The 25347-nt window shown below is 33.0% G+C and carries 25 protein-coding genes; 10 read left to right on the top strand and 15 right to left on the bottom strand.

Features of this window, described 5'->3' with window-relative positions:
* Positions 1 to 191: 191 nt before the first annotated feature.
* From ACKI2W_RS04530 to ACKI2W_RS04520, 3 genes are all read left to right on the top strand, one after another.
* Entirely contained in the window at positions 192 to 1640 is a 1449-nt protein-coding gene (locus ACKI2W_RS04530) for an ABC1 kinase family protein (RefSeq protein ID WP_407379676.1), read from the top strand.
* Positions 1641 to 1994: 354 nt separating this feature from the next.
* Positions 1995 to 2768: a DUF389 domain-containing protein gene (locus tag ACKI2W_RS04525; protein ID WP_407379674.1), complete on the top strand. Its 774-nt coding sequence runs from the start codon at positions 1995 to 1997 to the stop codon at positions 2766 to 2768.
* A 292-nt stretch (positions 2769 to 3060) separates the two neighbouring features.
* A complete protein-coding gene (locus tag ACKI2W_RS04520; RefSeq protein ID WP_407379672.1) occupies positions 3061 to 3576 on the top strand; it encodes a DUF308 domain-containing protein in 516 nt (171 codons plus the stop codon).
* Positions 3577 to 4025: 449 nt separating this feature from the next.
* Here ACKI2W_RS04520 and ACKI2W_RS04515 read toward each other — a convergent pair whose 3' ends face one another.
* Positions 4026 to 4247 (bottom strand): hypothetical protein, encoded by a 222-nt coding sequence (locus tag ACKI2W_RS04515; protein WP_407379670.1) that lies wholly within the window; start codon positions 4245 to 4247, stop codon positions 4026 to 4028.
* Between the two features lie 493 nt (positions 4248 to 4740).
* Between ACKI2W_RS04515 and ACKI2W_RS04510 the strand changes: the two genes are divergently transcribed.
* Together ACKI2W_RS04510 and ACKI2W_RS04505 are read left to right on the top strand one after the other, a co-directional pair.
* Complete coding sequence (locus tag ACKI2W_RS04510) at positions 4741 to 6003, top strand: STAS domain-containing protein (RefSeq protein WP_407379668.1); 1263 nt, start codon at positions 4741 to 4743, stop codon at positions 6001 to 6003.
* 247 nt (positions 6004 to 6250) lie between these two features.
* The gene (locus tag ACKI2W_RS04505; protein ID WP_407379666.1) at positions 6251 to 6481 is read left to right on the top strand and encodes a hypothetical protein; all 231 of its coding nucleotides are present in this window, start codon (positions 6251 to 6253) and stop codon (positions 6479 to 6481) included.
* Between the two features lie 38 nt (positions 6482 to 6519).
* Here the strand turns inward: ACKI2W_RS04505 and ACKI2W_RS04500 are convergent, their stop codons facing one another.
* From ACKI2W_RS04500 to ACKI2W_RS04485, 4 genes are all read right to left on the bottom strand, one after another.
* Positions 6520 to 8175, bottom strand: a complete 1656-nt coding sequence (locus ACKI2W_RS04500) for an ABC1 kinase family protein (protein WP_407379664.1) — start codon at positions 8173 to 8175, stop codon at positions 6520 to 6522.
* Positions 8176 to 8202: 27 nt separating this feature from the next.
* On the bottom strand, positions 8203 to 10128 hold the full coding sequence (locus ACKI2W_RS04495) for a MutS-related protein (protein WP_407379662.1): 1926 nt from the start codon (positions 10126 to 10128) through the stop codon (positions 8203 to 8205).
* 78 nt (positions 10129 to 10206) lie between these two features.
* Positions 10207 to 12576 (bottom strand): DUF3656 domain-containing protein, encoded by a 2370-nt coding sequence (locus tag ACKI2W_RS04490; RefSeq protein WP_407379660.1) that lies wholly within the window; start codon positions 12574 to 12576, stop codon positions 10207 to 10209.
* Positions 12563 to 15055 (bottom strand): DUF3656 domain-containing protein, encoded by a 2493-nt coding sequence (locus ACKI2W_RS04485; RefSeq protein WP_407379658.1) that lies wholly within the window; start codon positions 15053 to 15055, stop codon positions 12563 to 12565. Before ACKI2W_RS04485 ends, ACKI2W_RS04490 begins: the two co-directional genes overlap by 14 nt.
* A 120-nt stretch (positions 15056 to 15175) precedes the next feature.
* On the opposite strand from ACKI2W_RS04485, the gene tmk reads away from it, so the two are divergent.
* A complete protein-coding gene (gene tmk, locus ACKI2W_RS04480) occupies positions 15176 to 15754 on the top strand; it encodes a dTMP kinase (protein WP_407379656.1) in 579 nt (192 codons plus the stop codon).
* Positions 15755 to 15783: 29 nt separating this feature from the next.
* Here tmk and ACKI2W_RS04475 read toward each other — a convergent pair whose 3' ends face one another.
* From ACKI2W_RS04475 to mcm, 8 genes are all read right to left on the bottom strand, one after another.
* Positions 15784 to 16386, bottom strand: coding sequence for a YczE/YyaS/YitT family protein (locus ACKI2W_RS04475; RefSeq protein ID WP_407379654.1), 603 nt, complete (start codon positions 16384 to 16386; stop codon positions 15784 to 15786).
* Positions 16387 to 16459: 73 nt separating this feature from the next.
* A complete protein-coding gene (locus ACKI2W_RS04470) occupies positions 16460 to 16660 on the bottom strand; it encodes a hypothetical protein (protein WP_407379652.1) in 201 nt (66 codons plus the stop codon).
* A complete protein-coding gene (locus ACKI2W_RS04465; protein ID WP_407379650.1) occupies positions 16661 to 17623 on the bottom strand; it encodes a tyrosine--tRNA ligase in 963 nt (320 codons plus the stop codon). It abuts the gene before it with no gap.
* Between the two features lie 8 nt (positions 17624 to 17631).
* A complete protein-coding gene (locus ACKI2W_RS04460) occupies positions 17632 to 18684 on the bottom strand; it encodes a 60S ribosomal export protein NMD3 (RefSeq protein WP_407379648.1) in 1053 nt (350 codons plus the stop codon).
* Positions 18685 to 18711: 27 nt separating this feature from the next.
* Positions 18712 to 19119, bottom strand: coding sequence for a translation initiation factor IF-2 subunit beta (locus ACKI2W_RS04455; RefSeq protein WP_292797071.1), 408 nt, complete (start codon positions 19117 to 19119; stop codon positions 18712 to 18714).
* 86 nt (positions 19120 to 19205) lie between these two features.
* On the bottom strand, positions 19206 to 19646 hold the full coding sequence (locus tag ACKI2W_RS04450; RefSeq protein WP_407379646.1) for a hypothetical protein: 441 nt from the start codon (positions 19644 to 19646) through the stop codon (positions 19206 to 19208).
* The gene (locus ACKI2W_RS04445) at positions 19639 to 20094 is read right to left on the bottom strand and encodes a DUF3990 domain-containing protein (protein ID WP_407379644.1); all 456 of its coding nucleotides are present in this window, start codon (positions 20092 to 20094) and stop codon (positions 19639 to 19641) included. Before ACKI2W_RS04445 ends, ACKI2W_RS04450 begins: the two co-directional genes overlap by 8 nt.
* 13 nt (positions 20095 to 20107) lie before the next feature.
* A complete protein-coding gene (mcm, locus tag ACKI2W_RS04440) occupies positions 20108 to 22114 on the bottom strand; it encodes a minichromosome maintenance protein MCM (RefSeq protein ID WP_407379642.1) in 2007 nt (668 codons plus the stop codon).
* 115 nt (positions 22115 to 22229) lie between these two features.
* On the opposite strand from mcm, the gene ACKI2W_RS04435 reads away from it, so the two are divergent.
* The 3 genes from ACKI2W_RS04435 to ACKI2W_RS04425 all read left to right on the top strand — a co-directional run bounded on the left by ACKI2W_RS04435 (position 22230) and on the right by ACKI2W_RS04425 (position 23349).
* Positions 22230 to 22472: a hypothetical protein gene (locus ACKI2W_RS04435; RefSeq protein ID WP_407379640.1), complete on the top strand. Its 243-nt coding sequence runs from the start codon at positions 22230 to 22232 to the stop codon at positions 22470 to 22472.
* On the top strand, positions 22469 to 22867 hold the full coding sequence (locus ACKI2W_RS04430; protein WP_407379638.1) for a type II toxin-antitoxin system VapC family toxin: 399 nt from the start codon (positions 22469 to 22471) through the stop codon (positions 22865 to 22867). Before ACKI2W_RS04435 ends, ACKI2W_RS04430 begins: the two co-directional genes overlap by 4 nt.
* Positions 22868 to 22929: 62 nt before the next feature.
* Entirely contained in the window at positions 22930 to 23349 is a 420-nt protein-coding gene (locus ACKI2W_RS04425; protein ID WP_407379636.1) for a hypothetical protein, read from the top strand.
* A gap of 9 nt (positions 23350 to 23358) precedes the next feature.
* Here the strand turns inward: ACKI2W_RS04425 and ACKI2W_RS04420 are convergent, their stop codons facing one another.
* Entirely contained in the window at positions 23359 to 23979 is a 621-nt protein-coding gene (locus tag ACKI2W_RS04420) for an RlmE family RNA methyltransferase (RefSeq protein ID WP_407379634.1), read from the bottom strand.
* Position 23980: 1 nt separating this feature from the next.
* On the bottom strand, positions 23981 to 24511 hold the full coding sequence (locus ACKI2W_RS04415) for a metallophosphoesterase (protein ID WP_407379632.1): 531 nt from the start codon (positions 24509 to 24511) through the stop codon (positions 23981 to 23983).
* A gap of 115 nt (positions 24512 to 24626) precedes the next feature.
* Between ACKI2W_RS04415 and ACKI2W_RS04410 the strand changes: the two genes are divergently transcribed.
* Positions 24627 to 25347: formate--phosphoribosylaminoimidazolecarboxamide ligase (locus ACKI2W_RS04410; protein WP_407379630.1), on the top strand; the 721-nt coding region annotated here is incomplete at its 3' end.

Below are 25347 nucleotides of genomic sequence, written 5' to 3'. Positions count from 1 at the left end.
ATTATCCGCTTCTTCGAAAGCATACGGTCGGTTTTATAATGCAGATTTTAATCAGCGTTACTGCTGCAGCATTCTATTTTCTTTTCTATCCTGTAAAGGAGCAGGCAGCGGAATTGTTGGCAAGAACAAGGCCTATATTCTAAAACAATGAAGATGATGAGAATTTTGAAATCTCAGATTTAAGATATGCAATGGAAGAATTGGGTCCTGCATTCATTAAATTAGGGCAACTGTTAGCTACAAGGCCGGATATGGTCGGAAATGAAATAGCTGATGACTTAAAATTGCTTAGGGACAATACTCCAGTAACTCCTTTTGATGAAATCAGAGAAGTTATTGAAGGCGAACTCGGACAGCCATTGGAAGAAGTATATTCTGAATTTAATGAAGAACCGCTTGGATCAGCATCAATCGGTCAAGTTTATAAGGCAACATTAAAGGAAAATGGTATGGATGTTGCTATTAAAGTTCAAAAGCCAGGCATTTATGATGTAATTAAGCCGGATGTAGTAGTATTGAATAAAGTGGCCGAAAAAGTCGACAAGCACATTTCCGGATCAAGAGTATATAACCTACCTGCAATGGCTAAGGAATTCGAAAGGTCAATCTTCAAAGAATTGAACTACATGGAAGAAGTTAAAAATATTGGTAAAATAACAAAAAACTTTGAAGAAGTCGAGTATATTAAAATTCCTGAAGTCTATACACAGTACTGTTCCTCTAAGCTCATAACCATGGAACTTATTGATGGATATGAATTGCCCGAATTATACGACAATGAAGTTGAAGGCATCAACAATGCAGAAATCGCCCAATATGGATGCCAATCCTATTTAAAACAAGTATTGGTTGACGGATTTTTCCATGCAGACCCACACCCAGGAAACTTATTCGTAACCCATGACAACAGACTCTGTTACATCGATTTTGGAATGATGGGTGTAGTCAATGATACATTCCGCGCAAACTTTGCACAGTTAATCTTGCTTCTGTTGGATGGAAATTCACACCATTTAATTAATCAATTGCTTTACATGAAAATCATCACTCCGGAACAGAACACCGAAGAGTTCAGGGAAGATGTTGACGACCTATTGAACTCATACATCGGCGTTGACATGGACCAAATGGATGGTATATTTGACGATTTGATGAATGTGATGATTAACCATAATATTGTTCTTCCAAGAGAGTTTGTAATGATCGGAAGGGGAATCATTCTCATTGAAGAAGCTGGAGACAAATTGGATCCACAATTCAATCTCACAGGAGAACTTGAAAAATTCGCTAAAGACATGATTAAATCAAAATTTGAACCTGGAAACCTTGTCGGTGGTGGATTCAACTATATTGTAGAAATCGAACATTTATTAAAAGATTTGCCTGACAGACTTAACAGCACCCTTGATAAGGTTGAAAAAGGGGAACTGGAATTAAATATGAACCATACAGGTTTGGATGATTTGAAAAATCAGTTATCCATATCATTGATTGTAGCTGCATTGCTCATAGGTTCATCAATTGCAATCCTGGCAGATAAAGGTCCAAAAATCTGGGACATTTCTGCAATCGGATTTGTTGGATTCGTATTAAGCGCAGTTATCGGAGTATATTTAATTTATAAATATCTTAGGAATTAAATATTCCATTTACAATCTTTTTAGGATGATTAAAAAAATTTCATGTTCTCTGGTGAATACATATTAAATTATTAAAAAACGAAAGAATTCATATGTTAAATAATAAAATGGCTTTGTAGAAATCATAATCGATTTTTACAATTTTTTTTAGTCATTTGAAAATCATAAGTTCGGGAGAAAATCCCTTATTTTTATTTTTTAAGTTAAAATTAAATATTCTTAATCGAAATATAAACATATGAGTACAAAATGAAATAATATTGATATTTCGAATTGAAATTATATTATAAAGAGATGTTGCGGAAATATTATTTTTTTTGAACATATTCATTTAAGAATTAGGGAACTGAGAATATGGGTGCCATTAAAGAACAAAATGAAACAATTAAAGAAAAAATCAGAAAAGCCTTTTCATTAAAGGAAGATTCGGCATCACACGAAGAGATTCGAACACGTCTTCTTGATGGAGGGCAGATTACTGGAACCAACATGTGTGTAATGGTATGTGCAATGATAATCGCTTCGGTGGGTCTTAATGTCAGTTCAACTGCAGTGATTATTGGTGCAATGCTGATTTCACCCATAATGGGAAGTATTCTTGCTTCTGCATATGGAAATGTGTCTGCGGATTATGTTCTGCTTCGAAACCATCTGATTGGTTTGGGAATGCAGGTTGTAATAAGTGTTGCTGCCGCTTCAGTGTATTTCTTTTTATCTCCGATTAAGGAGCCTACTGTTGAATTGCTTGCAAGAACATCTCCATCTTTCTTCGATGTGATCATAGCATTTTTCGGAGGACTAGCGGGAATCATAGGACAAACCCGTTTGGATAAAACAAACACCGTTATTCCGGGTGTCGCAATTGCAACAGCTTTGATGCCTCCGCTATGTACCTGTGGATATGCTATTGCAAACGGGAAAGTTGGCATGCTTTTGGGAGCAGGATACCTTTTCATACTCAATGCATATTTCATTTTCCTTTCAGCAAGCATTATATTGAGTATTTTGAAGATTCCAAAAACCAAAGAATTGACTGAAAAGGAATGGAAAAGGCATCGTTTCAGAATGGTTAGAAATACAATCCTCATTGCAATTCCAAGTATAATTGCACTTTATTCAATGATATAAAAGCAGATGCATGAAAAATCATCTGTTTTTAACTTTTTTTTCATTTACGAGTTAAATGTATTATATTTTGTTTAAATTCCAGTAAATCTTTTCACTTATTTTATGCGGATATATGATTTATAAGAGTTGGATATTTAATTTTTAATGTATTTTTTGCATGTCCTGTGCTTCTTTTACTTGAAGATGAATTGAACAAAAAAGCCATATATTGAGTAGTTTACCATTTAGTTTTAGATATTTTTAAATAATATTTTTATCATATTCATTATTAATTGAGTTAGGAGGTGATATTGTGATTAGAGAAAAAATTATAGGGTTATTATATATCCTCTTTGGTATAATATTTATTGTTAGTCCAGTAGTTTCATCTGATCTGCTTTCTATATGTATTGGTTTTTCATTAGTATGTTTGGGTTTAGCGGAAATAAGTGTAGGATTCCTTTTTACAAATGAGTTTGGAAATAATTATGCATATTTATCCATAATTATTGGAATTATTTCTTTGATATTCGGTATTATATTTATGTTCTACTTAAATGCTTTAACATTCCTTATATCTTTACAATTCTATATTATCGCAATTCTGATGATGGTATATGGAATAGTAGGTGCATTCTATTTAGAGGGTAAATATAAAATATATTCCATTATTATTTTGATTTTAGGTATCTTAGTCGCTATACTTGCAGCATTTTTAGCATCACAACCAATTTTAATAGCTATACTCCTTGGAGTTGCATTAATTATAGAAGGAGTATTTGTTCTAGTTATAGATAGGGCTGAGACCTTAATTGAAAAATATGAATAATTTTTAAAAAGGATTTTTATCCTTCTTTTTTTTAATTTTTAATATTTCATTAGGAAAGATTTATTTCAAATGCTTTTAAATTTTCCTTAAATGGTTATTTTGATATTTAGAGAGGTTTCTTCAAAATCTTTTGATTTAATAATGAGGAGGGTGTTGTTTTTATACTTTTAAACATTATTATTAACTATTTTTGGTGTTTTTTTTTAATTAGTAGGTTAAGATATGTCATTACTTGTGTCTATTGCACGAAGTCACACTTAAAAAATATTTTTTATTAATGAAGTTGATATTATTTTTTCAAATTAAATCATTCTAGTTAAAAGTAATAAATATTATATAAAAATATTTATAAATTCAATAGTAAATTTTTATTTGGTGATATTTTTTTTAAATTTGATAAAATTAAAAACAGATATGTGAGCAATGATATTGCTCTTATTAAAAAAGAATTAAATATCCAATTCTAATGTGGCAGGGGCATGATGTTGAATTGGACTAACTGAACCCATTATGTCTGTAATGTTATTTGATCCACTAATATGAATTCCATTCTGATCGCTGGATGTATTATTGTGGTTTATTTCCCCTGTTTCTGTTGCATAGATTGCTGCAAATGATAGTGAAATAATTAATGCTAAAACCAGACATTGAATGATTTTTTTACTTTCCATATTGTTTCCTCCTTGATTTTTTAACTCCAGTCATTTGAAGACTACACTTAAATCTATTAAAACAATTATATATAAAGATTTTCGCGTGTAAGTGGTTACTTGCATCTTTAATTTTAAAAAAAATTATTCAAATCAGTTTAAAATAAATTTTATCAGGTTTTGTGATAGTTTAGATATAAAATTGGATGATTTAGGGGATTTTTAATTTTTAAATATAATATAATCATGTCATCAAATTGAGTTTCATACTAGCTAAATTCCGGAATATTGTCAAGTAATACCTTGATAAGTTCATTATCACTTTTTTAACTTCATTGAAAAAGTTTAATAATCTGTAAATGAATAAAGAATAGATATTCTTCTTCGTAGCATATTATAATTTGAGAGCGAAAAGTAGTAAATATTTTGTATAGTATACGGGCAAAATCCATTTTAACAATTTATTTTAAATTTAAATTAATATTTGACCAATATAATGTATATTGCGGATAATATGTTTGATTTTGATGGAATAGAAATTGATGAAGACTTATTTGAAAGAACAAATCCTATATTTAACACGGCCAAGATGACTCTTTTTCAATTGGCAGCCGCAGGTAATGATGATGCCAATGATGTAGTCGAAAGGTTGGGCCTTACACTTGAAAATACGCAGAATAGTGATACAGTTAATGTCGATGATGCTGACCTTTTCTGTAACGGCGTTGTTATGGAAGTAAGATATTTTACTAATGGAAAACTCGCAATGGAATCGGGTTTTACAGAGGTTGACTTGCCGTGCGGTTTTACACCTCGAGCCCTTGAATTTGCAAAAAGTGGCAAGAAATTTGTTGGAATGGATCTTCCCGCAACAATTAATGAATTTGAACCGGTTATCATGTCACTTCTAGAAGAAGATCAAAAAAATCTTGTTAATTTTGAAGGTGTTGATGCAACCAATTATCAATCACTTAAGTCTGCATTTGATAAGATTGAAGGAAAGGTATGTATAACAACAGAAGGACTCCTGATGTATCTTACAGATTCTGAGATGGATGCGATGTGTGACAATATTAAAAGGATTCTTGCAGAGCATGGGGGATGCTGGATTACTCTTGACCCTGAGATGTCTCTTCTCTACCTTTTGATAGTGAAAGCATTCTATGGGGAGAGAACAAGAGAGGTTATGTGGCAGTCCAAGTATAGAATTGATGACAAATCTGATGTAAATGCCGTAGAGAATACAATAACCGTTAGCGTCCGGGGAAATGTTAGGGAAAATATGAGGGATGCAATAAATTACATTAAATCCAAGGGATTTAAGTTGGAGAGACTTCCATATGCAGACCATGTACCTGAGTTTAAAAGTTTAGAAAATGCAGACCCTAAGATTGCAGCTCAGATTAAGGAAGGCTTTAAGAGAGTATGCATATGGAAAATTACAGTTGATGAATCTATTGACGTTGATATTTGCGATGCCGAGACTGAGTCATTTAATGCGGATGCATCAATTGATGGCAATAGGCTTAATTTAATCTTGTCCGGAAATTTAGATACATTAAGCGCACCTAAGCTTCTTGCTAATTATGAGAAGATTAAAAAAGATAATGCTGTAAACAGTGTGGTCATTGATTGTTCTAAACTGGAATATGTATCATCTGCAGGGCTACGCGTTCTTCTTATTATTCAAAATGACTGTGATGATGGAGTTATAATGAAGTCATGTAATAAAACGGTCACTGAAAATTTATCAAATCATGATATAATGATAGTGTAAGAGATAAGTAATAAATATTTTGTATAGTTTTTTCACTATATTGATTTACATTTGGAGTAATTTTTTCTGAAAAATTATTGAGAAAGGTTTCATTAACTATTTCATATTTTATGTTTTCAATAGTTAATGTGGTTGATTTGATATTTGTTGAAAAACATCCCGTAGGAAAATTTTAGTGTATAATTTTATATATTTTCAAAAAGTAGATATATTAATATCTATCAAAAAAATTAAACGGAGGATGAAAATGGCTAAGAAAAATATGGTAATTGCAATAGTTCTTTCAATCATATGGTCCGGATTAGGATTGATTTACGCTGGAGATATGAAAAGAGGAATTATTTTAGCAGTTCTTGCTATAATCTTTGAATTGTTAAATTTCTTAGTAAGTCCGATTTTAGGCATTATTGTCTTTATCATTTGGATTTACTCATTATATGCAACATACAAAGAAGTAAAAGCTGTAAATGGTGAATAGAACAATTCACCATATTTTTAATTTTTTCTGAAATATTTTCAGTCCATGTTAAACATTATGTATTGGGCTACAAGATATACTCCCAATGCAAAACTTATTAGAAAACCAATCAATCCTAGAATAGGGATGCCTATTATTGTCGGCCCCTTTTCTGCAAACAGTGCAAGTGATGAACCCACAATTAGTGCAGCTATGATTATTGCCGTTGTCAATTGTTTGGATATTTCACTTATTCCTTCAATCTTTAATTTTAGTGTAATGTCCCCTTCTTCCAATTTGGACAATGTATTATTCACAGTCGTTGGCAGGCCTTTGGCTAAATGCCCCATTTCCAGAAGATAGTTTGAACCTATTTTAATTAATCTGTTTGGTGAAACTTTTTGGGCCAGTATCTTTTTGGATAATCTTTTCAATTCTTTTGCAGTATCAAAGTCAGGATCCAGTTTTTTACCGCTTTCCTCAACCAAAGCCAATCCTCTTGCAAGCATTACAAATTCCCTTGGCAAGGACACATTGTGCTTAATCATGGTATTCAGTAAATCTTCAATACTTCCATTAATGTTTTTAAGCTTTGTTCCATAGTATTTTTTCATTAAATCATTGACGTCCTCTTTCAGCTCAGGAGTGTTCTGAGATGGTGTAATTATGTCCATGTAAATTAATTGATTAATGATATTGTCAGCATTCCCGTTTATTAATAGAATTATCAATTCTGCGAGATTTTCCTTGAAATCATCGCTTAGAATTCCCATCATCCCCATGTCTATATAACAGATTTTGTTATTTTCCATAACTATTATGTTTCCTGGGTGAGGATCAGCATGGAAAAATCCGTCAAGCATAATCTGTTTGAAAAATGAGTTGGTTCCTCTTTTGGCAATTAACTTTTTATTGTATTTTTTAGAGTCATCTTCAATTACTTTGCTTAGTTCATCACCTTCAATCAATTCCATCGTGATTATTTTTCCCGAACAGTAATCATCGTAAACTTTAGGAATATGAACATAAGGAACATTTTTAAAATTAGACTGGATAACTTCCATATTTCTTACTTCTTCAAGGTAATTAATTTCTTTTAATATGGATCTTTCAAATTCAGAAACGATGGCGGGCAAATTGTAAACTTTTGTTCTGCTGATGAATTTATCAATTCTCACAGCCAAAAATTTCATGATTTTAATGTCTGTTTTAACAATTTCTTCACTGTTTGGCTTTTGGACTTTAATGGCAACTTTTTGCCCATTTTCTTTTAAAACTGCTGTATAAACCTGGCCGATTGATGCTGAACCGATTGGGGTTTCGTTTAAGTCAGTATATATATCATCCAAGTCCTGGCCCAATTCTTCTTCAATCAGCTCTTTAATCTTATCAAAATCAACTATTGGAGTATTGTCTCTTAATTTTTCAAGCTCTTCAGATATTTCCAAACCTACTAAATCAGGTCTTGTAGATAACATTTGGCCTAGCTTGATGTATGCAGGACCTAAATCTTCAAGTACTTTTCTAATTCTTATTGGGATTGTTTCATCTGGAAAACTATCTTCTTTTTCTCTATTTCTATTTCTAAGAAAAGGGAATGTCTTAAAAAAGGTATTTTCTTCAATTAAATATCCAAAATCATTTTTTTTAAGTACCTGATAAATCTGATTTATTCTCTGAATATCCGAATTTTTTGATTTTGAAGTTATTTTCATCAATAGAAATTTTGTGTAATGTAGTATTTAGAATTTTTCTAAAATTCTTGCATACACTACTTTTAAATCATCATCGGATTTTTCATATATTCTTTTTAAAATCAATTCTGGTGTACTTTTTGCAAGGAAATTCATTCTTGGAGTTCTGTCAACAATTAAATTGTAATTTTCATCCAGTCCTTTCGCTTCAATACCATCAACCCTGACATCAGTGTAATTCATTAGTTCCCTTGCCATGTGGGTTACTATTATTCCATATGAATTTGATTCTGTTATCATGTCAATGAATGTGGATATGATTTTAACTGCTGCTTCAAGTTCTGTTATTCCTTCAAGTTCGTCCAGTAAAACCAATTTTTCACTGTCTGTCGTAACAATCGGTATGAATACATTCAGGAATGATTCAAATGCCCCTGCATCAAGTGATCTTTTTTTGGAGAAGTGGTAGATTTCATCAAATAATTTGATTTCACATGCGTCTGCACTTACAGGAAGGCCCATTTGTGCCATGATGGATATTTGTGTCAATGTTTCAAGCAGTGTTGTTTTTCCACCACTGTTTGCTCCTGTCAGAAGTGCAATATTTTCCTTTTCATTCAGTTCATAGTCAATTTTTTGAACGTAATCTTCATCCTTTTTAAGGGATAAATCCAAGTGCAGCGCTCCTTTTAATTTAATGTCATTGGCGAATTCAGGTTCTACCAATTCATATTCATATGCGAAGCTTCCAAGTGAAAATTCATAATCGAACTTAATAACGTCCTCAACTTCTTCTATTGCTTTTTGCTTAATTGAATTGAGTTGTATTGCCGCGCTTTTTTTAATATCGAAAATATCATTCTCTTTTTTTGATGACCTTTCAAGTTTTACCCTTTCAACTTCCTGTTCGTCAATTTCAATCGGATATTTTCTGAGGTATGGATCAAAGTCCAGCCCAGTTTTTTCCCTGATGATTTCCTTACGTTTACTGATAATATCGTCAAATATTTTACTTATTTTTGGTGGGAAGTTATTGTTTAATAAGTTGAGAATTTCATCTCCTTCAAGATCAATATTTTTTATGGATTTTTCTAATTCTTCATCCATCTCATATTTCAATGAATTAACAAGTTCATCAATATCCACTTCTTTTTTCTCAACGATATTCAATTCATCAATTATTGGAATTATGTCTCCCAAAACACTTTCCTTGTTTCTGATTTTCTGAATTTCATGAACCCTTTGGAAAGTCTTCTGATTCTGGGTAAAGAAGTTGATTATTTTTTCAGGAACTATTTCATAGTCGTTTTCATCAATATTGATCATAACTAGATTGGGCATCCCTTCAAAATCAAGAATTGCCTGGGAATAAACGTAAAATATCAAATCATAATTCATTAATTCCTCTTTGAGTAATGGAGAATCGCTTGCGGTTAAAATGGGGTAGTATTGGTTAAGGCCTAAATCGCATAAATAGGAATTGTCTTCTTCGCTTTCAACTAAAATAACTTTACTTGCATCGTATTCTGCCTTAGGTTCTTCTAATTTTTTTAAATTTTTCATCAATCCTCTTAATTTGATGATGGGCATTTGTGAAACAGCTTTTTTCGCATCCATTACAAATTTTAATTGTTTTTTGATTTTATCAGTATCTTTGGATGGTGTTAACAGAAGAATTCTGTTTTTGGAGTATGATGTATTGGAGTATGCCAATATCTTGTTTATGATGTCTTCATAAATTTCCATTGCCCTGTCGCTTTTGATAAATTCATAATTGTCATTATTCAATAATTGATGCATAATGTTAATTGCTTTCCTTTGACTTATGCCGTCTATTTCAATTATTCTTTCCACATCAACTTCATCAACTATTTTTTGGAGTTCTTCTTCGCCTCCAACACTTCTAATTATTTTTTCAGAGATTTTATCTCCGATTCCTTTTATTTCTTGCAATGTTTGTAATTCTCCTTCCATTTTAACCAAACCCTTAATGTTATTATTAATTTAATATATAATTAGAATTTGCCTAGAGCATTTGAACAGTAATATTTTTCAGAAATTTCCTTTTGTGGTTTTCGGTGAATATTTTAAAACATCTTCTTTATTAATTTCACCATTCAATGCTTTTTTATAAACTTTAATTAATTTTAAGTAATTTTTGTCTTTAAAACGACCGTCAATTGAAAAATTAACATAACCTATTGATTTCAAGTAATTTATCTCATCTATTAAACATAAGTCTTCGCTATTGAAAATAATCATTTCTTCTTCGGATAAACTTTTATGTATTGGATAAATATTATTTTTGGAATCAATTAAATATGCATTATCAATTTTTTCTTTAAATCCATATCTTGTCTTCATAAGTTCAATGCATCCATGAACTAAGATTTCAATTTTCGAATTGTCTTCGCAGCATCTGATGATGTCTTCATAATCGGATTTTCTAAGTTCCGGTGATAATGTGAGCAGTTTATAATCTTTCAATGCATTAATTGACTCTGTGTTAGTTATATTCATGGAGTATGGCCCATAATCTCCTTTAAAGTCATTGGACATGATGTCTAGTGTCAATCCCATCTTATTCAAAATTCCTCTAACTTTTTTTAGGGATTTTATCAGTTCGTCATGTGCAATATCCGGCCATTTCCAGATTAATTCATAATCTTTAGAATAGCTTATTTCAACAGCCTCTTTCAGGAAATTGACCATAAAATTAATGCTGTTGTTTGGTGGTATCTCTAAATAAACTCTTTTAACGCCGCTGATTTGAGCTAATTCATCAATATTATTTGTATAATAAGATAATGAAAGTTTATCGGTTCTTTTTAATTGATCCTGTTTGTAATCAATTTTTTCTTTTTTATTTTCGTACAGTTTATTTACTTCTTCTGCCAATCCTTCAAACAATTCTCTTCTAATCTTGTTGATTTCCTTTATCGGAATAAACAGGCTGCCGTCATAGTTCATATTGATTTGAATAATTTGATATGGGTAATTATCAAGCTTGGACAGTTGCTTTTCAATAGTTTCCGCATCAATATTTCTTTTCAATGGAGTTTCAAATTTGCTTGTTCCAACTACTTCATAATTAACTTCCTTATGGTTTGCAAGGGTTAATCTCCCTTTCAGGTGAGGATATTTATTTTTAACAGAAAATGTTAATATTAACTTTGATTTTATATAGCTGGAAGTCTTGTTTTCAATTTCTTTTACTAATTTATTTAAGGAATTCCTTTTTGTCAGATAAACTGTTGAGCCCGTTAAATTAAAATTGGTCTTTTTATTCTGTCTGACTTTTTTAATAATTAAAACCTTATCCTTTCTTGTGAAATCCTTGATTTGCTTTAGTTTGTTTTTATTAAAATGATTCAGTGTTGTAATTATGGGATTTTGTGATATTTCCATTCCATAGTCATTGTTATTTTTAACAATCAGCAAACCGTCTCCCTTGTCAGGCATTGTATTGATGTTATCATCAATTCTGATGGCGATTTGTGAATTTTTAGCATCGATTACTTTACCGATTCTCAAACCTAGATGTCCTGATCTGATGCTCCTTTTGTAGGAATTCATAAATTTTCCTTTGGTGAAACCTCTGTTGAATACTAAATTCAGGTTTTCGGTATTGGTGATTTTATTGCTTTTTAGTTTGTTCAGCGCCTTTCTATAACTGCTTATTACAATGGCCAGATATTCTTTGGAACGCATTCTTCCTTCAATTTTGATGCATCGGATATTCAGTTCGCTGATTTCTTTCAGTTCCTCATATAAGCATAAATCCTTCGGAGATAAATAGTAATCTTTCTTTTTGCTGTTGGATAATCTGTATTTTTGCCTGCATGGCTGAGCGCAGGTTCCTCTGTTCCCGCTTCTTCCACCTTTAAAACTGCTCATCAGGCATTGTCCGGAATAGGAATAGCATAATGCTCCATGAGCAAATATCTCAAGTTCCATATTCGTTTTTAAGTTTTTAATTTCTTCTTTTTTCATTTCGCGCGGAAGAACAACTCTTTTAACATTTTTACTTTCAAGATAATCTATTTTTCTCTGGTTTTCGCAGGTAAACTGTGTTGAAGCATGAATTTTAAGTTTTGGGAGGTATTTGTTAATCAGTTCAATGAGACCTAAATCCTGAACCAGAACAGCATCCACGCCGATTGCATATAACTCATTCAGGTAATTAAGCACACTTTTTATCTCTCTCTGCATAATTAATGTATTTACGGTTACATAAACGCGTACATTGTGCAGGTGTGCAAGTTTTACAGCTTCATGTATTTCATCTAACGTGAAGTTTTCAGCATACTTTCTCGCTCCGTAGTTTTTTCCAGACAGGTAAACGGAACTGGCTCCGGCATTAATTGCAATCTTTAAATGTTCCATGGATCCGACAGGGGCAAGTAACTCAGGTATCCTCATGTAATCTTCCTTCAATATAATTTCCTTTATTAATGTATGACTGTGAAAAGTCCATTATCTCGTATTTGAATTCATTCAGTTTTTCCTGTGAGATATCGTCCAGACTATCGTTATATATTGCCAATATGTTTTTGGTATACTCTTCCGTTGAATATCTGCAGTCAACAATAAGATTATCTAAATTGAGGTCTTTAATCTCATTCATCTCTTCAATTAAGCATAAGCAATCTTTATTAAGGATATGGCTTTGGCGGTTATAGTCGAAGAATATCTTATATTTGAATTTCTTTCTTTTCTTATCTTCCAATGTGGCATATTCGGCATTATTTCCAATTATGAAGTCTCTTCCATCATTCAAGTTTGAAAAATCGTCACGACTTACAATAACCTCTAAATTGCCGTGAACAATCATTTCCAAATCAGTATTTCTGATATAGTTTTTCCTTGTTATTTCTCTAATTTCCCGTCCTGAAAGTTCGGATGATAATATCAATCCGTTATATTTTGACAGGTTTTCAACAGTAAATGAGTTCCAAACGTTCAGATTATGGTTTCCATAAATCGGGCAGTCAAATATCTTTTCTGCTCCTGGTGAGTCAACCATGACTGAAATTAAGTATCCTTCTGCTTCCAATTCTTTTATAATATCATTTGCTTTAATTAATTCAAATTCATTAATAAATGATGATAGGACCCAAACAATCTCAATCTCGGGAGCAATCTGGTTGGCTTCTTTTAAAATATCTGAAATATTTTCGTAATAATCATCAGGATTATTGTACAGGCAATTCACATCCAGGTAGATTCTTTTCAAATCAAAACCGTTTGCCGCTCTAATTTGATTCAAATCATTGGCAAAAAGGGATAGTTTGGCTTTTTTATTTGTTCTGTTTTCATAAGAATCGTAATTGCTTTTGAATTCTTCCAATTTTTTCCTTGTGGCCTTTATTGATTTTTTGGTTGGAGTATAATGATTCAGAAGTAGTTCTTCCGCTTTATCGAGAATTTCCCTTCTGATTTTATTCAATCCGCTTATAGGAATGAATAAGTCATCTGGCATGTCATTGAATCTGATTTTTTCCATGTAAAATGGTGTGCCTCCTGTTTTTTCAAGCTGCTTTATAATGGAATCTTTTGTTATTGGTCTATTTTTAGCCTTTTCAAATCTGGCGATTCCCTTATATCTGAAGTTAATCAGTTCATCATCCAGATAATATTCGACTTTGATGTTTGCAGTCAGGTCTTTTTGGAAATTGAATGTCACGTTGATTGGAATATTACTTTTTATTGTTTCATTTTTAAATTGCTTTAGGCTTTCATGGGTTTTAGCTGAATAGCTGATGAACACTTCAGTTCCTACCTTTACAAGACGTGTCGTGTCAATGATGATTTCATTTTCATCCTGTTTGATGATGTTTTCAAGATAGATTCCTTTGATTTTGCCGTTGTACTTAAATGCTATTCCATCGCCTTTTTCAAGAATAACAGGAATTTCCTTGTTCTTTATTTCAATTGTTACTTTGGTTCCGTCAATATTGATTATATCTCCAATGTATAATCCTTCATGACCGGAACTGCCTCTTCCCATTACCTGGCCGGGCTTGTCGTTCATAATGTATCCGTTGGTGAATCTTCTGTTAAAAACAAGGTGTAAATCTTTTTGCCAGTCACCAGGATTTCCATCAATTATATTCCTGTAGCTGTTGACAATAGTTCCGATATAATCTCCGGATTTCATTCTGCCTTCCAATTTCAGTGATGTGACTCCGGCTTTTGAGATAGTGTCCAGATTATTGTATGTTGCAAGGTCATGCGTTGATAATAAAAATCCGTTTCCCACATTGTAACCCCTGTATTTTAGGCGGTATTCCCGTCTGCATGGCTGTGCGCAGGCACCTCTATTTCCGCTTCTTCCGCTGTTATATGATGACATATAGCAATTTCCGGAAACGCAATAACACAGCGCTCCATGGCCGAAGACTTCCAGTTCCAAGTCAATATCATCTTTTTCAAGCTGACTGTGGATCATTTCGATTTCTTCAATTGATTTTTCCCTTGGAAGAACAATCCTTCGGATATTATTGTCATAAGCCCATTTGATTGCGGAATAATTGCTCAATGCCATTTGTGTGGATGCATGAACTTCCAAATCAGGCATTAATTTCTTTAAAAGCTGGATAATTCCAAAATCCTGAACGATAACTGCGTCAACGCCGATTTGATACAGTTTGAACAAGTAATCTAAAACATTAATAATCTCAAAGTTATTGATTAATGTATTGACTGTAACATGGACTTTGGCGTTATTTAAGTGAGCGTAATTAACTGCCTTTTCGATTTCTTCCATTGTAAAATTTTTAGCAAAAGCTCTAGCACCATAATTTTGTCCTGCAATATAAACTGCATCAGCGCCTGCATTAACAGCAATAACAAACACGTCATAAGAACCTGCCGGAGCCAATAATTCTTGTAAATGCATTATTTTTTACACCTTGATATTTTTATAGTAATTTAAAATATGTTTTTCGTATTATTTATTTTATATGTAAAAATGCTATTTTCAGATGATTTAAATATTATCTAAACTAAAATTATTTTTATGTATATAGTTTTTGAAGGAATTGATGGTGCTGGAAAATCAACTCAAATTCAAATGTTAAAGGAATGGTTGGAAGCTAACGGTCTTGAAGTTGAAACATTGGTTGAACCGACAGACTCTGAGGTTGGAAAACTGATAAGGAAGATATTGCAGAGGCCCGATGCAACAACAGACAGGGTTCAAAAAACATTGGGATTGCTTTTTGCAGCTGACAGAATGCTTATAATGGACAAATTATCTGATGAAAAAAAAGTCATTATCTCTGACAGATCATTTATCTCATCACTAGCTTACCAAGAACCTGCGGAATGGATTGCTATTCTAAATAAATATGCTAAAAAGCCGGATTTATTGCTTTTGCTTGACTTGGATGTTAAAACATCTGTTGCAAGAACTTCTGGTGAGGATACATTTGAAAATGAAGAGTTTTTAACTGTTGTTAGAGAAAACTATTTAAAATTGGCCGAAAACTTCGAACATGAAATAATCAATGCCAATAATGGAATCAATAAAGTTTCTTCAGATATTAAAAAGGCTGTCGCATCAAAAGTGGGATTATGTCCTGATTGTATTAGGTAAAATTTTTGTGTAGTATTTTTGAAAATTAGCTACATTGACTTTAAATCAACGGTTTTTCCAGTAAATGCAGTATATAATTTTACAATTAACTTCAATGCCATACCAACAAAAACAGCTGAAATAATTGTTCCTAAGCCAACACTGCCTGAGGAATGTATGAAAAAGAGGCATGTAATTGCAGATATCACTACCATCGTAACATCAAATCCTATCTTAACATTTGAAAATTTTTTATCAAAAACAATTGAAACTGCCTGCATAGCTCCTTCACCAGCAAGAGGTATCAGATTAGGCGGTAAATAGAGAAATATTCCAAATGCTATTGTAAAAATACTTATAACCATATATATTAAGGATATTAAAAAACTTGTTGATTCTGGAATAAATGACAATAAATAAACAGAAAAACTTGTAAAAAATCCGAATATTATTCCAATAGGGATTTGGCTCAGGTTTTTCATACCAAATTTGTCTTTTAGCAATATGAACTGGATTAAAACAAGTATGCAATGAAAAATAATTGTAGCTATTCCTATCTCAACGCCCCATATGACAGTCATGGTATATGGTATTGTACTGACTGGGGATATTCCTAAATTGGATTTAATTGAAAATGCAATGCCTACAGTCATTACAAATAGGCCTAAAAAGTAGGAAATATAATTTTTATTGTTTATCATAAAAAATAGATAAAAAGAAGAATGTCTATCCTTCCAATTCTTTTATCCTTTCAGCAATTGAATCTGCTAAAAATTGCTTTGCTTTTTCAAGTTCTTCATAAGAGCCTATGAGTTTAGGGCCAAATTCGGTTTGTTCCAGCTTAACGTCAAATTTTTCAATTGTATGTGCAAGCATTGCTTCACCAACACCATTCGGCAAACCCATTTGAAATTCTTCTTCTTCCATTTAATTTTCCTCCATATATTCTCTAACCGGAGCAAAGAATTCAATTAAGAAATCTTTTATTCCATTTTTCAAATCCATAGGGTGTAAGTTGCCTTCACCAAATTCCTTAATTAATTCGTCGTGAGTCAGTTCAATGTCTCCTCCGAATTTTTCAGGTCTTTTAATAAGTAAAGTATCTTGATTTGGGTATACAAAGGTTTCAGCTATTTCAATCATAGGATTGCCTTCAATTTCACCTTGCGGACAGTAGCTTTTATTGATTTTTTTGCTAATTACTTCTACAGAGTCATCTACCGCAATATAATTTCCTTTGCTTGAAGACATTTTTGCATCACCGTCAAGGCCGTGCAATAAAGGGGTGTGGATACATACAGGAACATTTTCACCAATTTTTTCCAGGTTTTCACGGGCCAACATCTGAATTTTTCTCTGTTCCATTCCTCCTAATGCAATATCCACTTCAAGTGCGGCCATATCCACGGTCTGCATTATCGGATAAATAACGCTGGCTACTTTAGGATTGTCGTCTGCACGACTAACTTGATCCATACTTCTTCTAGCTCTTTTCAATGTAGTTAATGTAGCTAATTGATAAACTTTATCAGTATAACTTGGGTCTAACTGGAATGATGAACCTAAAACATATTCGGTTGTTTCATCAAGACCTAATGCCTGGAAACATTTTTTATTGTACTCGGCAGTTTGTGCTATCTCTTCAACTTTTCCTTTTCCATTTAAAAATGCATGGTAATCTGCAAGCAATATTTTAATTTTGAAACCTAATTTCTGTAGGGTTTTCAGTTTTTGTACAGTTACGGCATGTCCTAAATGGATTTTACCTGAAGGTTCATAACCTGTATAAGCTATAGGCTGTTCTTTTTCAAGCACTTCTTTTAATTCTTCACGGTCTATAACTTCAAGGGTTCCTTCTTCAATTAACTGAATTTTTTCTTCAATATTCATTTTATCACTTATTTAATCAAGTAAATGTAATTATCAATTTTAATAATTCTGATTTCATCACCAATATTGTAGTCTTTAAATTCGTCATGCATTTCCAAATCGACTGCGGAAAAATCGCTCGGATCCAATATCTGGATGATTTTTGGAGACATTGATATTATTGTGGTGCTTTCTATTTCTGATTCTTTTTTAACGAGTTTTATATTTTCCAGGCTTTTCATTGGAATGTTATGTTTCTTATTTGTCTTAATGTCTGTTCCAACAACTCTATTTTTGTCAATGTCGCTGACTTGTATTATCTTATTTTCATATTCAACAATGTCATTGATTTCAAATTCAGGAATTCTGACAGAAATCCATATTCTGTAAAGGCCTTTTCCGGTTGATTTGTCTTCACTGATGAGTCTTGGTGATTCTTTGATGACTCCGCCAAATTCCTCTTTAAGTGCTTCTGCAACTTTTCTGCCTGTCTTTAAAGATCCGATATAGTAATCATAGCCTTCTTTCAATTTAGCTATTTGAGGACAATATGCTAGTTTATCTACTTTGGCCTGCTTATCCAATGTTCTTGCGACAACTTCATCTGCCTTTTCATATTCTTCAGATTTAATCTCTCTTGTGTCTGCTCTAAATTGGATAACTGATTCGTAATATCCTGCCTGAAGTTTGCTGCATGTAGGGCATACTGTTTTTTGAATTCTGACCTGTGTGTCATGTGTTTCATCAATTGAAACTCCATAAACATCACCAACAACTTCAACAAAGCAGTTAGCTATTGTGCCTTTAATCTGGTCAATTTCAAGGTTGATTTCTTCGTTTTCAACCAAATCATTGATTTTTATGTTTCTCTCAAGAGCACGATATATGATTTCTTCTTCTGGAAGATAGGATTCGCTCCATTTTCCTTCCTCTAGACGGCTGCTGCAATGGCTACATATTTCTACAATAATGTTTCCCGGAATTTCAATCATTTCAAATTCCTTTAAAAAACAATCTATGCAGATTTCTCCAACCATCTGTTTATCTTCGCTTCCGCATTCTATACAAAACATAAAAATCATTTAAAAATAAGTAAAAAAGATAAAAAATTATAACTGTTTGAGCGGAGCGGTTGCACCACAAGCGGAACATTTCAATAGGAATATTCTGCCTTCTCTTATAATTTTAGTATCTGGTCTGTTACATTCGTGGCAAATTACATATTTGTCCACATAATCTTCAATTCTTTCATTAATCAGGTAATGTGTAAATTTACCCTGCAATATTGCTCTTGCACCGTCAACGTTACCTGCAGTACCTAATTCTCTCATTAAGAACTTTAATAAATGTTGAGGATCTCTGTTTAATCCTTCACTCACTTCTTTAAAGTTTTTAATGAATGTTCTATTACCTTGGATATCTGAATAAGCTTTAGGAATTTTAAATCTTTTGTGTTCAAATACTTCAGGAGGTAACTGGTCTATTGCTCTTTCTAATAAATCTTCATATTTATCCATATTATCACTCCGTAAAAATCAGTATAAGTATAATATATTAATTATGATTTTAATCATTTATTAAGTTATTGTTAAAATTTGTATTTTCAGGAAATAATTATTTCTCCGGTTTTGTAACATTCTGCCAAATATTCCCTTGACTGGTAGTACAGGTCTGAATTGAAATTTAATATTTCATCTGCTAGCCATGAAGAATACACTTCTCTTATGCCTTTGAAAACTTCATCTTCCTCAAAATTGTCTTCAATTAATCTTTCAAAGACTTCTCCAATTTCCCAAAAATCTGGAATATTGTATTTGCATGTTGAAATGTTATCGAATTTTCCGTTAGGGATATTGTTTCTGCTTATAAAGTCATCAGCTACTTTTTCAATTGGTTCGCAGTGGAAAACATCTTCATAGTTATATATCCTTTCTAAATCTTCACCTAAAAAGTTAATAGTATCCTTTCTGTGATTTTTTGTCTGTCTTGAAATGAATTCTATCAGACTGCAGGTATAGAATAATGAATTGTTGTTTTTATCCATTAATTTCCCTCGCTTCAATGAATGTTATGCTTTTAAGAGCTTTTTCGGTATTGAAACAAATTTGGTGTGTAGGATATCTGAATTTTGCCAATGCCCAAAATGCTTCTCTTGAGATTTTACCATCTTTAAATTCCTGAATGTAATTATATATTGTATCATCAGCCATAGGGCCTTCAACTATATCCCAATCATGAGAAACACCACTTCTACAAGCAATGATGAAATCTAACCATTCTTCACTCATTTCATCGAATTTTAGAATTCTCAATGAATCATCCGGTTTATAATCGTATACATTAACAAAGCCATTTCCGAATCTTGTGGCCCAACGAATTGCCTGCTCTTCCATAATGGTGCAGTAAAAACCGAAATAAAAATCTTTGTTGAACTTTTCAACTCTTATTTCAGGTTTTTTAACGATTACTGTGCTCCCATGGTAAATTTTCATTAATTTAACCTCATTAAACTCTTTTTACATATCCCGCACTCGGTTCATATAAGATTCCGCGTTGTGTTAAGTTTCTGATTAGAGTTTCAACCTTATCTTCACTCACATCATGTTTTTCTTCCATATTGCTTTTCAAAACATTAACCGGAGCCTGGCCGTTATATTCCTCTTCAAGCAATTTGACTTCATCAACAATAACGCCCATTTTGTCCCTCTCGGACTTAGGTCTTCCTCCGCCTACGATATCCGCTTCAAGTTCACCGGTTTCAGGATCAACCCCTACTTCCTTGAGACATGCCATCTGTAACCTGACTGCTTTTTTAGCGTCTTCCTTGTCAACAACTTCTTTCAGTTTCATCTTTGCGCAGGCTTCCGCCAGACGGATAATAGCTTCAAGCTGTCTTGCGGTAATTGGAACAACGGAGTTTTCTTCAGTATTGCCGCTGCTGTTTCTTGTATCAACATAGAAATTCTTCAATACTTCATTAGCTTCATCACTTAAAACTGGATTGACGTTTTTACGTGCATAAGCAATGTATTTTCTAAGTAAATCAGGTTCTATTTCATAATCAACAGTATTGGACTGGTGAATGTTAAGAATGTGCTGAGCCAATTCAGAATCTCCCTTTCTGCTAGGCTTGTCTTCAACGACAAAAATCAAATCAAAACGGGATAGAATTGGAGGTGGCAGTTCAATTTGGTCTGCCAATACTTTGAATCTGTCAAATCTTCCGAATTTAGGGTTTGCTGCAGCAAGCACAGAACATCTTGAATTTAAAGTCGCCATAATTCCCGCTTTTGCAATACTTACTGTCTGCTGTTCTAAAGCTTCGTGAAGTGCTGAACGGTCTTCTGAACGCATTTTATCCAGTTCGTCAACACAAACGTTACCCTGGTCTCCTAAAACCAGCGCACCCGCTTCCAGTGACCATCCGCCTAATTCATCTCTGACGGCAGCTGCAGTCAGACCGGCTCCTGTGGTACCTTTACCGCTCGTATAAATACTTCTCGGAGCCAGTTTTGAAACGTATTTAAGAATCTGGGACTTACCGATACCAGGATCTCCAACAATAAGAATGTGAATATCTCCTCTTAATCGGGTTTCATCTTCTAGTTGTTTTGCAGATCCACCAAACAACTGCAATGCAATAGCTTCTTTTACGTCACGATATCCTCTGATTGATGGTGCAGTTGATTTGATAATCTTTTCATAGATATTGGGGTCTTTTGACAATTCAAGGATTTCTTCCTCATCTTCTTCTGAAAGGTGAAGTTCCTCAAACTCCTGTTCTAAAGGTTCTATATGATTGACATAAATATAATTCTTGAATTTACCGCTTCTTTCTTCCCTAAATGTTTTCAAAGTACCTGTAATTCTTACTTTATCCCCCGGATTTAATTCATCTACTAAATCATCTTCCAAAATCATTAACATTTGTTTAGGTTCGGTTCCTCCGGATAAATTCTCTAAAGGTTCCTGCATTCTTGCGGTTTGGGTATCAATATAATGGGATTCCTCCTGAAGCAGTCTAAATGACCTTCCACCACATTCTCCACATAAGGAAGGCTCCAATATTGTCCTGTCGGAAGTTTGCTCAACTTCGTGAAGACGCATGCAGCCTCTACATTCGAAAACTGCAGTTTCAATACGTGGCCTTATTTCGTCTGTTTTTCTAACGATTCCTTCTGCAGCAACGAATGTTCCGATATATTTACTTAAAAGTATCTTTAATGGAATAATGTTGGTTAAATTTTTAAAGCGAATGTTCAAATCAGCATCCTTTGCTAAAGGGTCAATATTTTTAACAGCTATTTGTGCAGCTTCAATAACTTCTTCAGGTTTTTCAACTAACAAATCCGCCAAGTCAGGATCGAATATTTCCAAAACATTATAATCCACGGTCAGCGATCTGTTATCAGGGTACGTTTCAAGAATTTCAAACACATCATCCTTGTATGAAGTTGCAAAAAATTCTTCAAATTTTGTAATTAATGTTTGTGATTTAGTAGTAGATTTCATTAATATTACATTAAGTTTTCATGCTTAAAAAATAATTGCATAGAGCAATTGAACAGTAAAAATTATATATTAATATATGTATATATTGCTACTAATGTAGCAAAAGGTGTTTTTCATGGCAACTAAACAGATTTCATTAAGGCTTGATGAAGAATTGATATATCAAATTAAAGAATTTGCTGTCGAATCACGAATGACTCAGACGGAATTGATTAAATTATGGATTATTAAGGGTTTATCGGAATCAAAAATTCCAAATAAAAAAGGATCCCTTAAGGATTTGGCAAATAGTGTTACATTACCTTACGCTACTGATTCAGCCGAAATTAAAAAACAACTGGGAAGACGGGAATTATGATTTTTGTCGATACATCATTTCTTGTGGGGTTATTGCTGACTAATGATGTAAACAATCATCGTGCAAATGAACTGATTGATTTTATAGACAAAGAGAACTTGATTATTAATAACACGGTTCTTACAGAAACAGTCAATTTCTTAAGCAAATGTAAAAAAATCAAACAAGGATATATTATTAAAGAATCTATCGATATAATATTAAATTCCTGTGATATCCATTATTTAAACAGTAATGAATATAATAACGCTATTGAATTATATTTGTATTATAATGGGGCTGTCAACTATTCTGATTGTACTATATTGAAGTCTATGGAAAGTTTGGGAATAAACAAAATCGTATCATTTGACAGTGATTTTGATTTAATTCCAGGCATTAAAAGAATTTTTTAGGTAAAAATTATATATTAAAATCAATAAATCATATATTTAATATTATTGAAAATGAGGTTATTATGAGAAAATCAAGGCTAAGTTTATTTAAATCCACTTCTATGCTAATTTCTGTTGTTGGAATTATCATGATTATTTCCACAATAATTGTTGTAGCATATGTTGGATTCAGTATTGTCAACGAATCGATTACCAATGAAATATCTTCCGGAAATCAATATGATGATTTGGCTGAACTCAAATCCGAATATGGTGATTTGGAATCAAAGTTTGATTTTGTGAAATCAACTTATTATGCCGGGGATTCTGATGATATTCAAAGGTATAATGATGCTAGATTAGAGTTGACACGGGCAGGTTCTGCTATTGATAACGTCCAGTCAGCATTGGATGCGGATAAACCATCAAATGATGTGGACAGTAGAATAGAATTCGCTAAAGAAAAATTGGCTACTGCTCGCCAAGCATATGAAAATCTTTAATCTTTTTCTTTATTTTTTTACCCGATGTTTATAACCTAAGCCAACAACATACATTTCTGAACTTTTTTTACGGGAGGATGGTGGTTTTGTAGTTTTGACCTGTCTGAATTTCTTTTTAAGTCCGTCCAGCATTTCCTTATATTCCGGTCCCTGGAATACTTTCATAACAAGATTTCCTTTATGTTCTAAAATATTGTCAGCTATTCCGATTACTGAATTGGTCAAATCAATTGATCTGAGCTGGTCCAGATTTTTAATGCCGCATAACTCCGGTGAGGCATCGCTCATAACCACTTTTGCTTTTCCGCCGATTACGCGCATGATTTTTCCCTGAACTTCCTCTGTGGTAAAATCTCCTTTAATTCTAAAGTAATTCTCTTCAGGAAGAGCTCCTATATGATTTAAGTCAACGCCGACAACGATTCCTTCTTCACCAACTTTTTCCAGAGCTACCTGAGACCAGCCGCCAGGAGCAGCACCCAGATCAACAACCGTATTTCCGGTTTTGATGATTTTATATTTTTTATCCAATTGTTTGAGTTTATATGATGCTCGTGAACGGTAATCTTCTGCTTTAGCTCTTTTATAATATGGGTCCTTTTTTCTTTCCATTTGCCATTTGCTTCCCATTTCAATCCCTCGGATATTGAGTAAAATCAAGTGCACTGCATACGGGTGCTCCAATTTTAACTATTTCTACATCTACATTTTTATTGTTAATTTCAAGTAACATCACTGTTCTGTCTGCAAGTCTAGGAACAATAGGGCTTCCCGGATTTAAAAGCAGAACATCTTCCACCTGTTCTATTTTTGGCTGATGTGAATGTCCGGTAACTAATATGTTCACATCCAGCTGTCTTGCCAAATAGAGCAGCTGCTGTGTGTCTCCTCTAGGATAGACCTCTCCATGAGCCACTCCTATTTTCACACCTTCCACTTCAACGGTTTCGGCTTTTGGAAGATCCAGACCGGCAACTCTGTCCATATTTCCCTGAATCGCAATAACTGGAGCTATCTTTTCCAATTCATCAATAACCGCTCTTGTGGTCAAATCCCCAGAATGTATTATCAAATCAACATCTTTAAAAGATTCTAAAACTTTTTCAGGTATCTGTCTGGCTCTATCCGGAATATGTGTGTCTGAAATTAATCCTATTAGCATAATATTTTCCTCAGATATATTTTTGTATTCATTACTTTTAATGCTTTTTTCAAATAAAAAGAGTTATTAATTTATAAATATATAAAGTATATTATCTAATCATGGATTGGTTATTATGGGAGAAGTTAAAAAAGAAGATATCTTGGAGATTTTAAGTAAATATGATAAAGATGAAATAACCCTAGCCACTCTTGGAAGCCACACTTCTTTACATATTTTACAAGGAGCAAAAGAGGAAGGATTCAGAACAGCTATTGTCTGTGAAAAAGGTAGGGAAGTACCTTATCAAAGATTTGATGTAGCTGATGAATACATTATTGTTGATGAATTCAAAGACATTGTTAATGAGGATGTTCAGCAGCAATTAAGAGATATGAATGCTATTGTTATTCCGCACGGTTCATTTGTAGCTTATGCCGGTTTGGACAATGTTGAAGATAAGTTCAATGTTCCTATGTTCGGTAATAGGGATGTTTTAAGATGGGAAGCAGAAAGAGATAAGGAAAGAGCATTACTTGTTGAAGGTGATGTCCGTATTCCTTACAAATATGATGACCCATCTCAAATAGACAGACCAGTTATGGTTAAGTTCCCTGGAGCAAGAGGAGGAAGAGGTTACTTTGTAGCATCATCTCCAGAAGAATTTGACTCTAAAATTGAAGCTATGAAATCACGTGGATGGTTAGAAGATTCTGATGTGGAAGCAGCACACATTGAAGAATTTGTTTCAGGTTGTAACTACTGTATTCACTATTTCTACTCAGCATTAGAAGATAAAGTTGAATTGATGGGTATGGACACAAGATATGAATCCAGTATTGATGGTTTTGTAAGAA

Source organism: Methanobrevibacter sp. (assembly GCF_045603845.1).
Lineage (GTDB): Archaea > Methanobacteriota > Methanobacteria > Methanobacteriales > Methanobacteriaceae > Methanocatella.
Note: the sequence above shows the minus strand (reverse complement) of the source record. Positions and strands in the feature narration are given on the sequence as shown.

Bases quoted from the DNA above. Each gene is read 5' to 3' on its own strand.
- ACKI2W_RS04510 (WP_407379668.1), top strand. From the start codon at position 4,741: ATGTTTGATTTTGATGGAATAGAAATTGATGAAGACTTATTTGAAAGA.
- ACKI2W_RS04430 (WP_407379638.1), top strand. From the start codon at position 22,469: ATGATTTTTGTCGATACATCATTTCTTGTGGGGTTATTGCTGACTAAT.
- ACKI2W_RS04450 (WP_407379646.1), bottom strand. From the start codon at position 19,646: ATGGATAAAAACAACAATTCATTATTCTATACCTGCAGTCTGATAGAA.
- ACKI2W_RS04475 (WP_407379654.1), bottom strand. From the start codon at position 16,386: ATGACTGTAGGCATTGCATTTTCAATTAAATCCAATTTAGGAATATCC.
- ACKI2W_RS04420 (WP_407379634.1), bottom strand. From the start codon at position 23,979: ATGGGAAGCAAATGGCAAATGGAAAGAAAAAAGGACCCATATTATAAA.
- ACKI2W_RS04470 (WP_407379652.1), bottom strand. From the start codon at position 16,660: ATGGAAGAAGAAGAATTTCAAATGGGTTTGCCGAATGGTGTTGGTGAA.
- ACKI2W_RS04445 (WP_407379644.1), bottom strand. From the start codon at position 20,094: ATGAAAATTTACCATGGGAGCACAGTAATCGTTAAAAAACCTGAAATA.
- ACKI2W_RS04465 (WP_407379650.1), bottom strand. From the start codon at position 17,623: ATGAATATTGAAGAAAAAATTCAGTTAATTGAAGAAGGAACCCTTGAA.
- tmk (WP_407379656.1), top strand. From the start codon at position 15,176: ATGTATATAGTTTTTGAAGGAATTGATGGTGCTGGAAAATCAACTCAA.
- ACKI2W_RS04425 (WP_407379636.1), top strand. From the start codon at position 22,930: ATGAGAAAATCAAGGCTAAGTTTATTTAAATCCACTTCTATGCTAATT.
- ACKI2W_RS04415 (WP_407379632.1), bottom strand. From the start codon at position 24,511: ATGCTAATAGGATTAATTTCAGACACACATATTCCGGATAGAGCCAGA.
- ACKI2W_RS04530 (WP_407379676.1), top strand. From the start codon at position 192: ATGGAAGAATTGGGTCCTGCATTCATTAAATTAGGGCAACTGTTAGCT.
- ACKI2W_RS04500 (WP_407379664.1), bottom strand. From the start codon at position 8,175: ATGAAAATAACTTCAAAATCAAAAAATTCGGATATTCAGAGAATAAAT.
- ACKI2W_RS04460 (WP_407379648.1), bottom strand. From the start codon at position 18,684: ATGATTTTTATGTTTTGTATAGAATGCGGAAGCGAAGATAAACAGATG.
- ACKI2W_RS04495 (WP_407379662.1), bottom strand. From the start codon at position 10,128: ATGGAAGGAGAATTACAAACATTGCAAGAAATAAAAGGAATCGGAGAT.
- ACKI2W_RS04485 (WP_407379658.1), bottom strand. From the start codon at position 15,055: ATGCATTTACAAGAATTATTGGCTCCGGCAGGTTCTTATGACGTGTTT.
- ACKI2W_RS04525 (WP_407379674.1), top strand. From the start codon at position 1,995: ATGGGTGCCATTAAAGAACAAAATGAAACAATTAAAGAAAAAATCAGA.
- ACKI2W_RS04455 (WP_292797071.1), bottom strand. From the start codon at position 19,119: ATGGATAAATATGAAGATTTATTAGAAAGAGCAATAGACCAGTTACCT.
- ACKI2W_RS04490 (WP_407379660.1), bottom strand. From the start codon at position 12,576: ATGAGGATACCTGAGTTACTTGCCCCTGTCGGATCCATGGAACATTTA.
- ACKI2W_RS04515 (WP_407379670.1), bottom strand. From the start codon at position 4,247: ATGGAAAGTAAAAAAATCATTCAATGTCTGGTTTTAGCATTAATTATT.
- ACKI2W_RS04505 (WP_407379666.1), top strand. From the start codon at position 6,251: ATGGCTAAGAAAAATATGGTAATTGCAATAGTTCTTTCAATCATATGG.
- ACKI2W_RS04435 (WP_407379640.1), top strand. From the start codon at position 22,230: ATGGCAACTAAACAGATTTCATTAAGGCTTGATGAAGAATTGATATAT.
- mcm (WP_407379642.1), bottom strand. From the start codon at position 22,114: ATGAAATCTACTACTAAATCACAAACATTAATTACAAAATTTGAAGAA.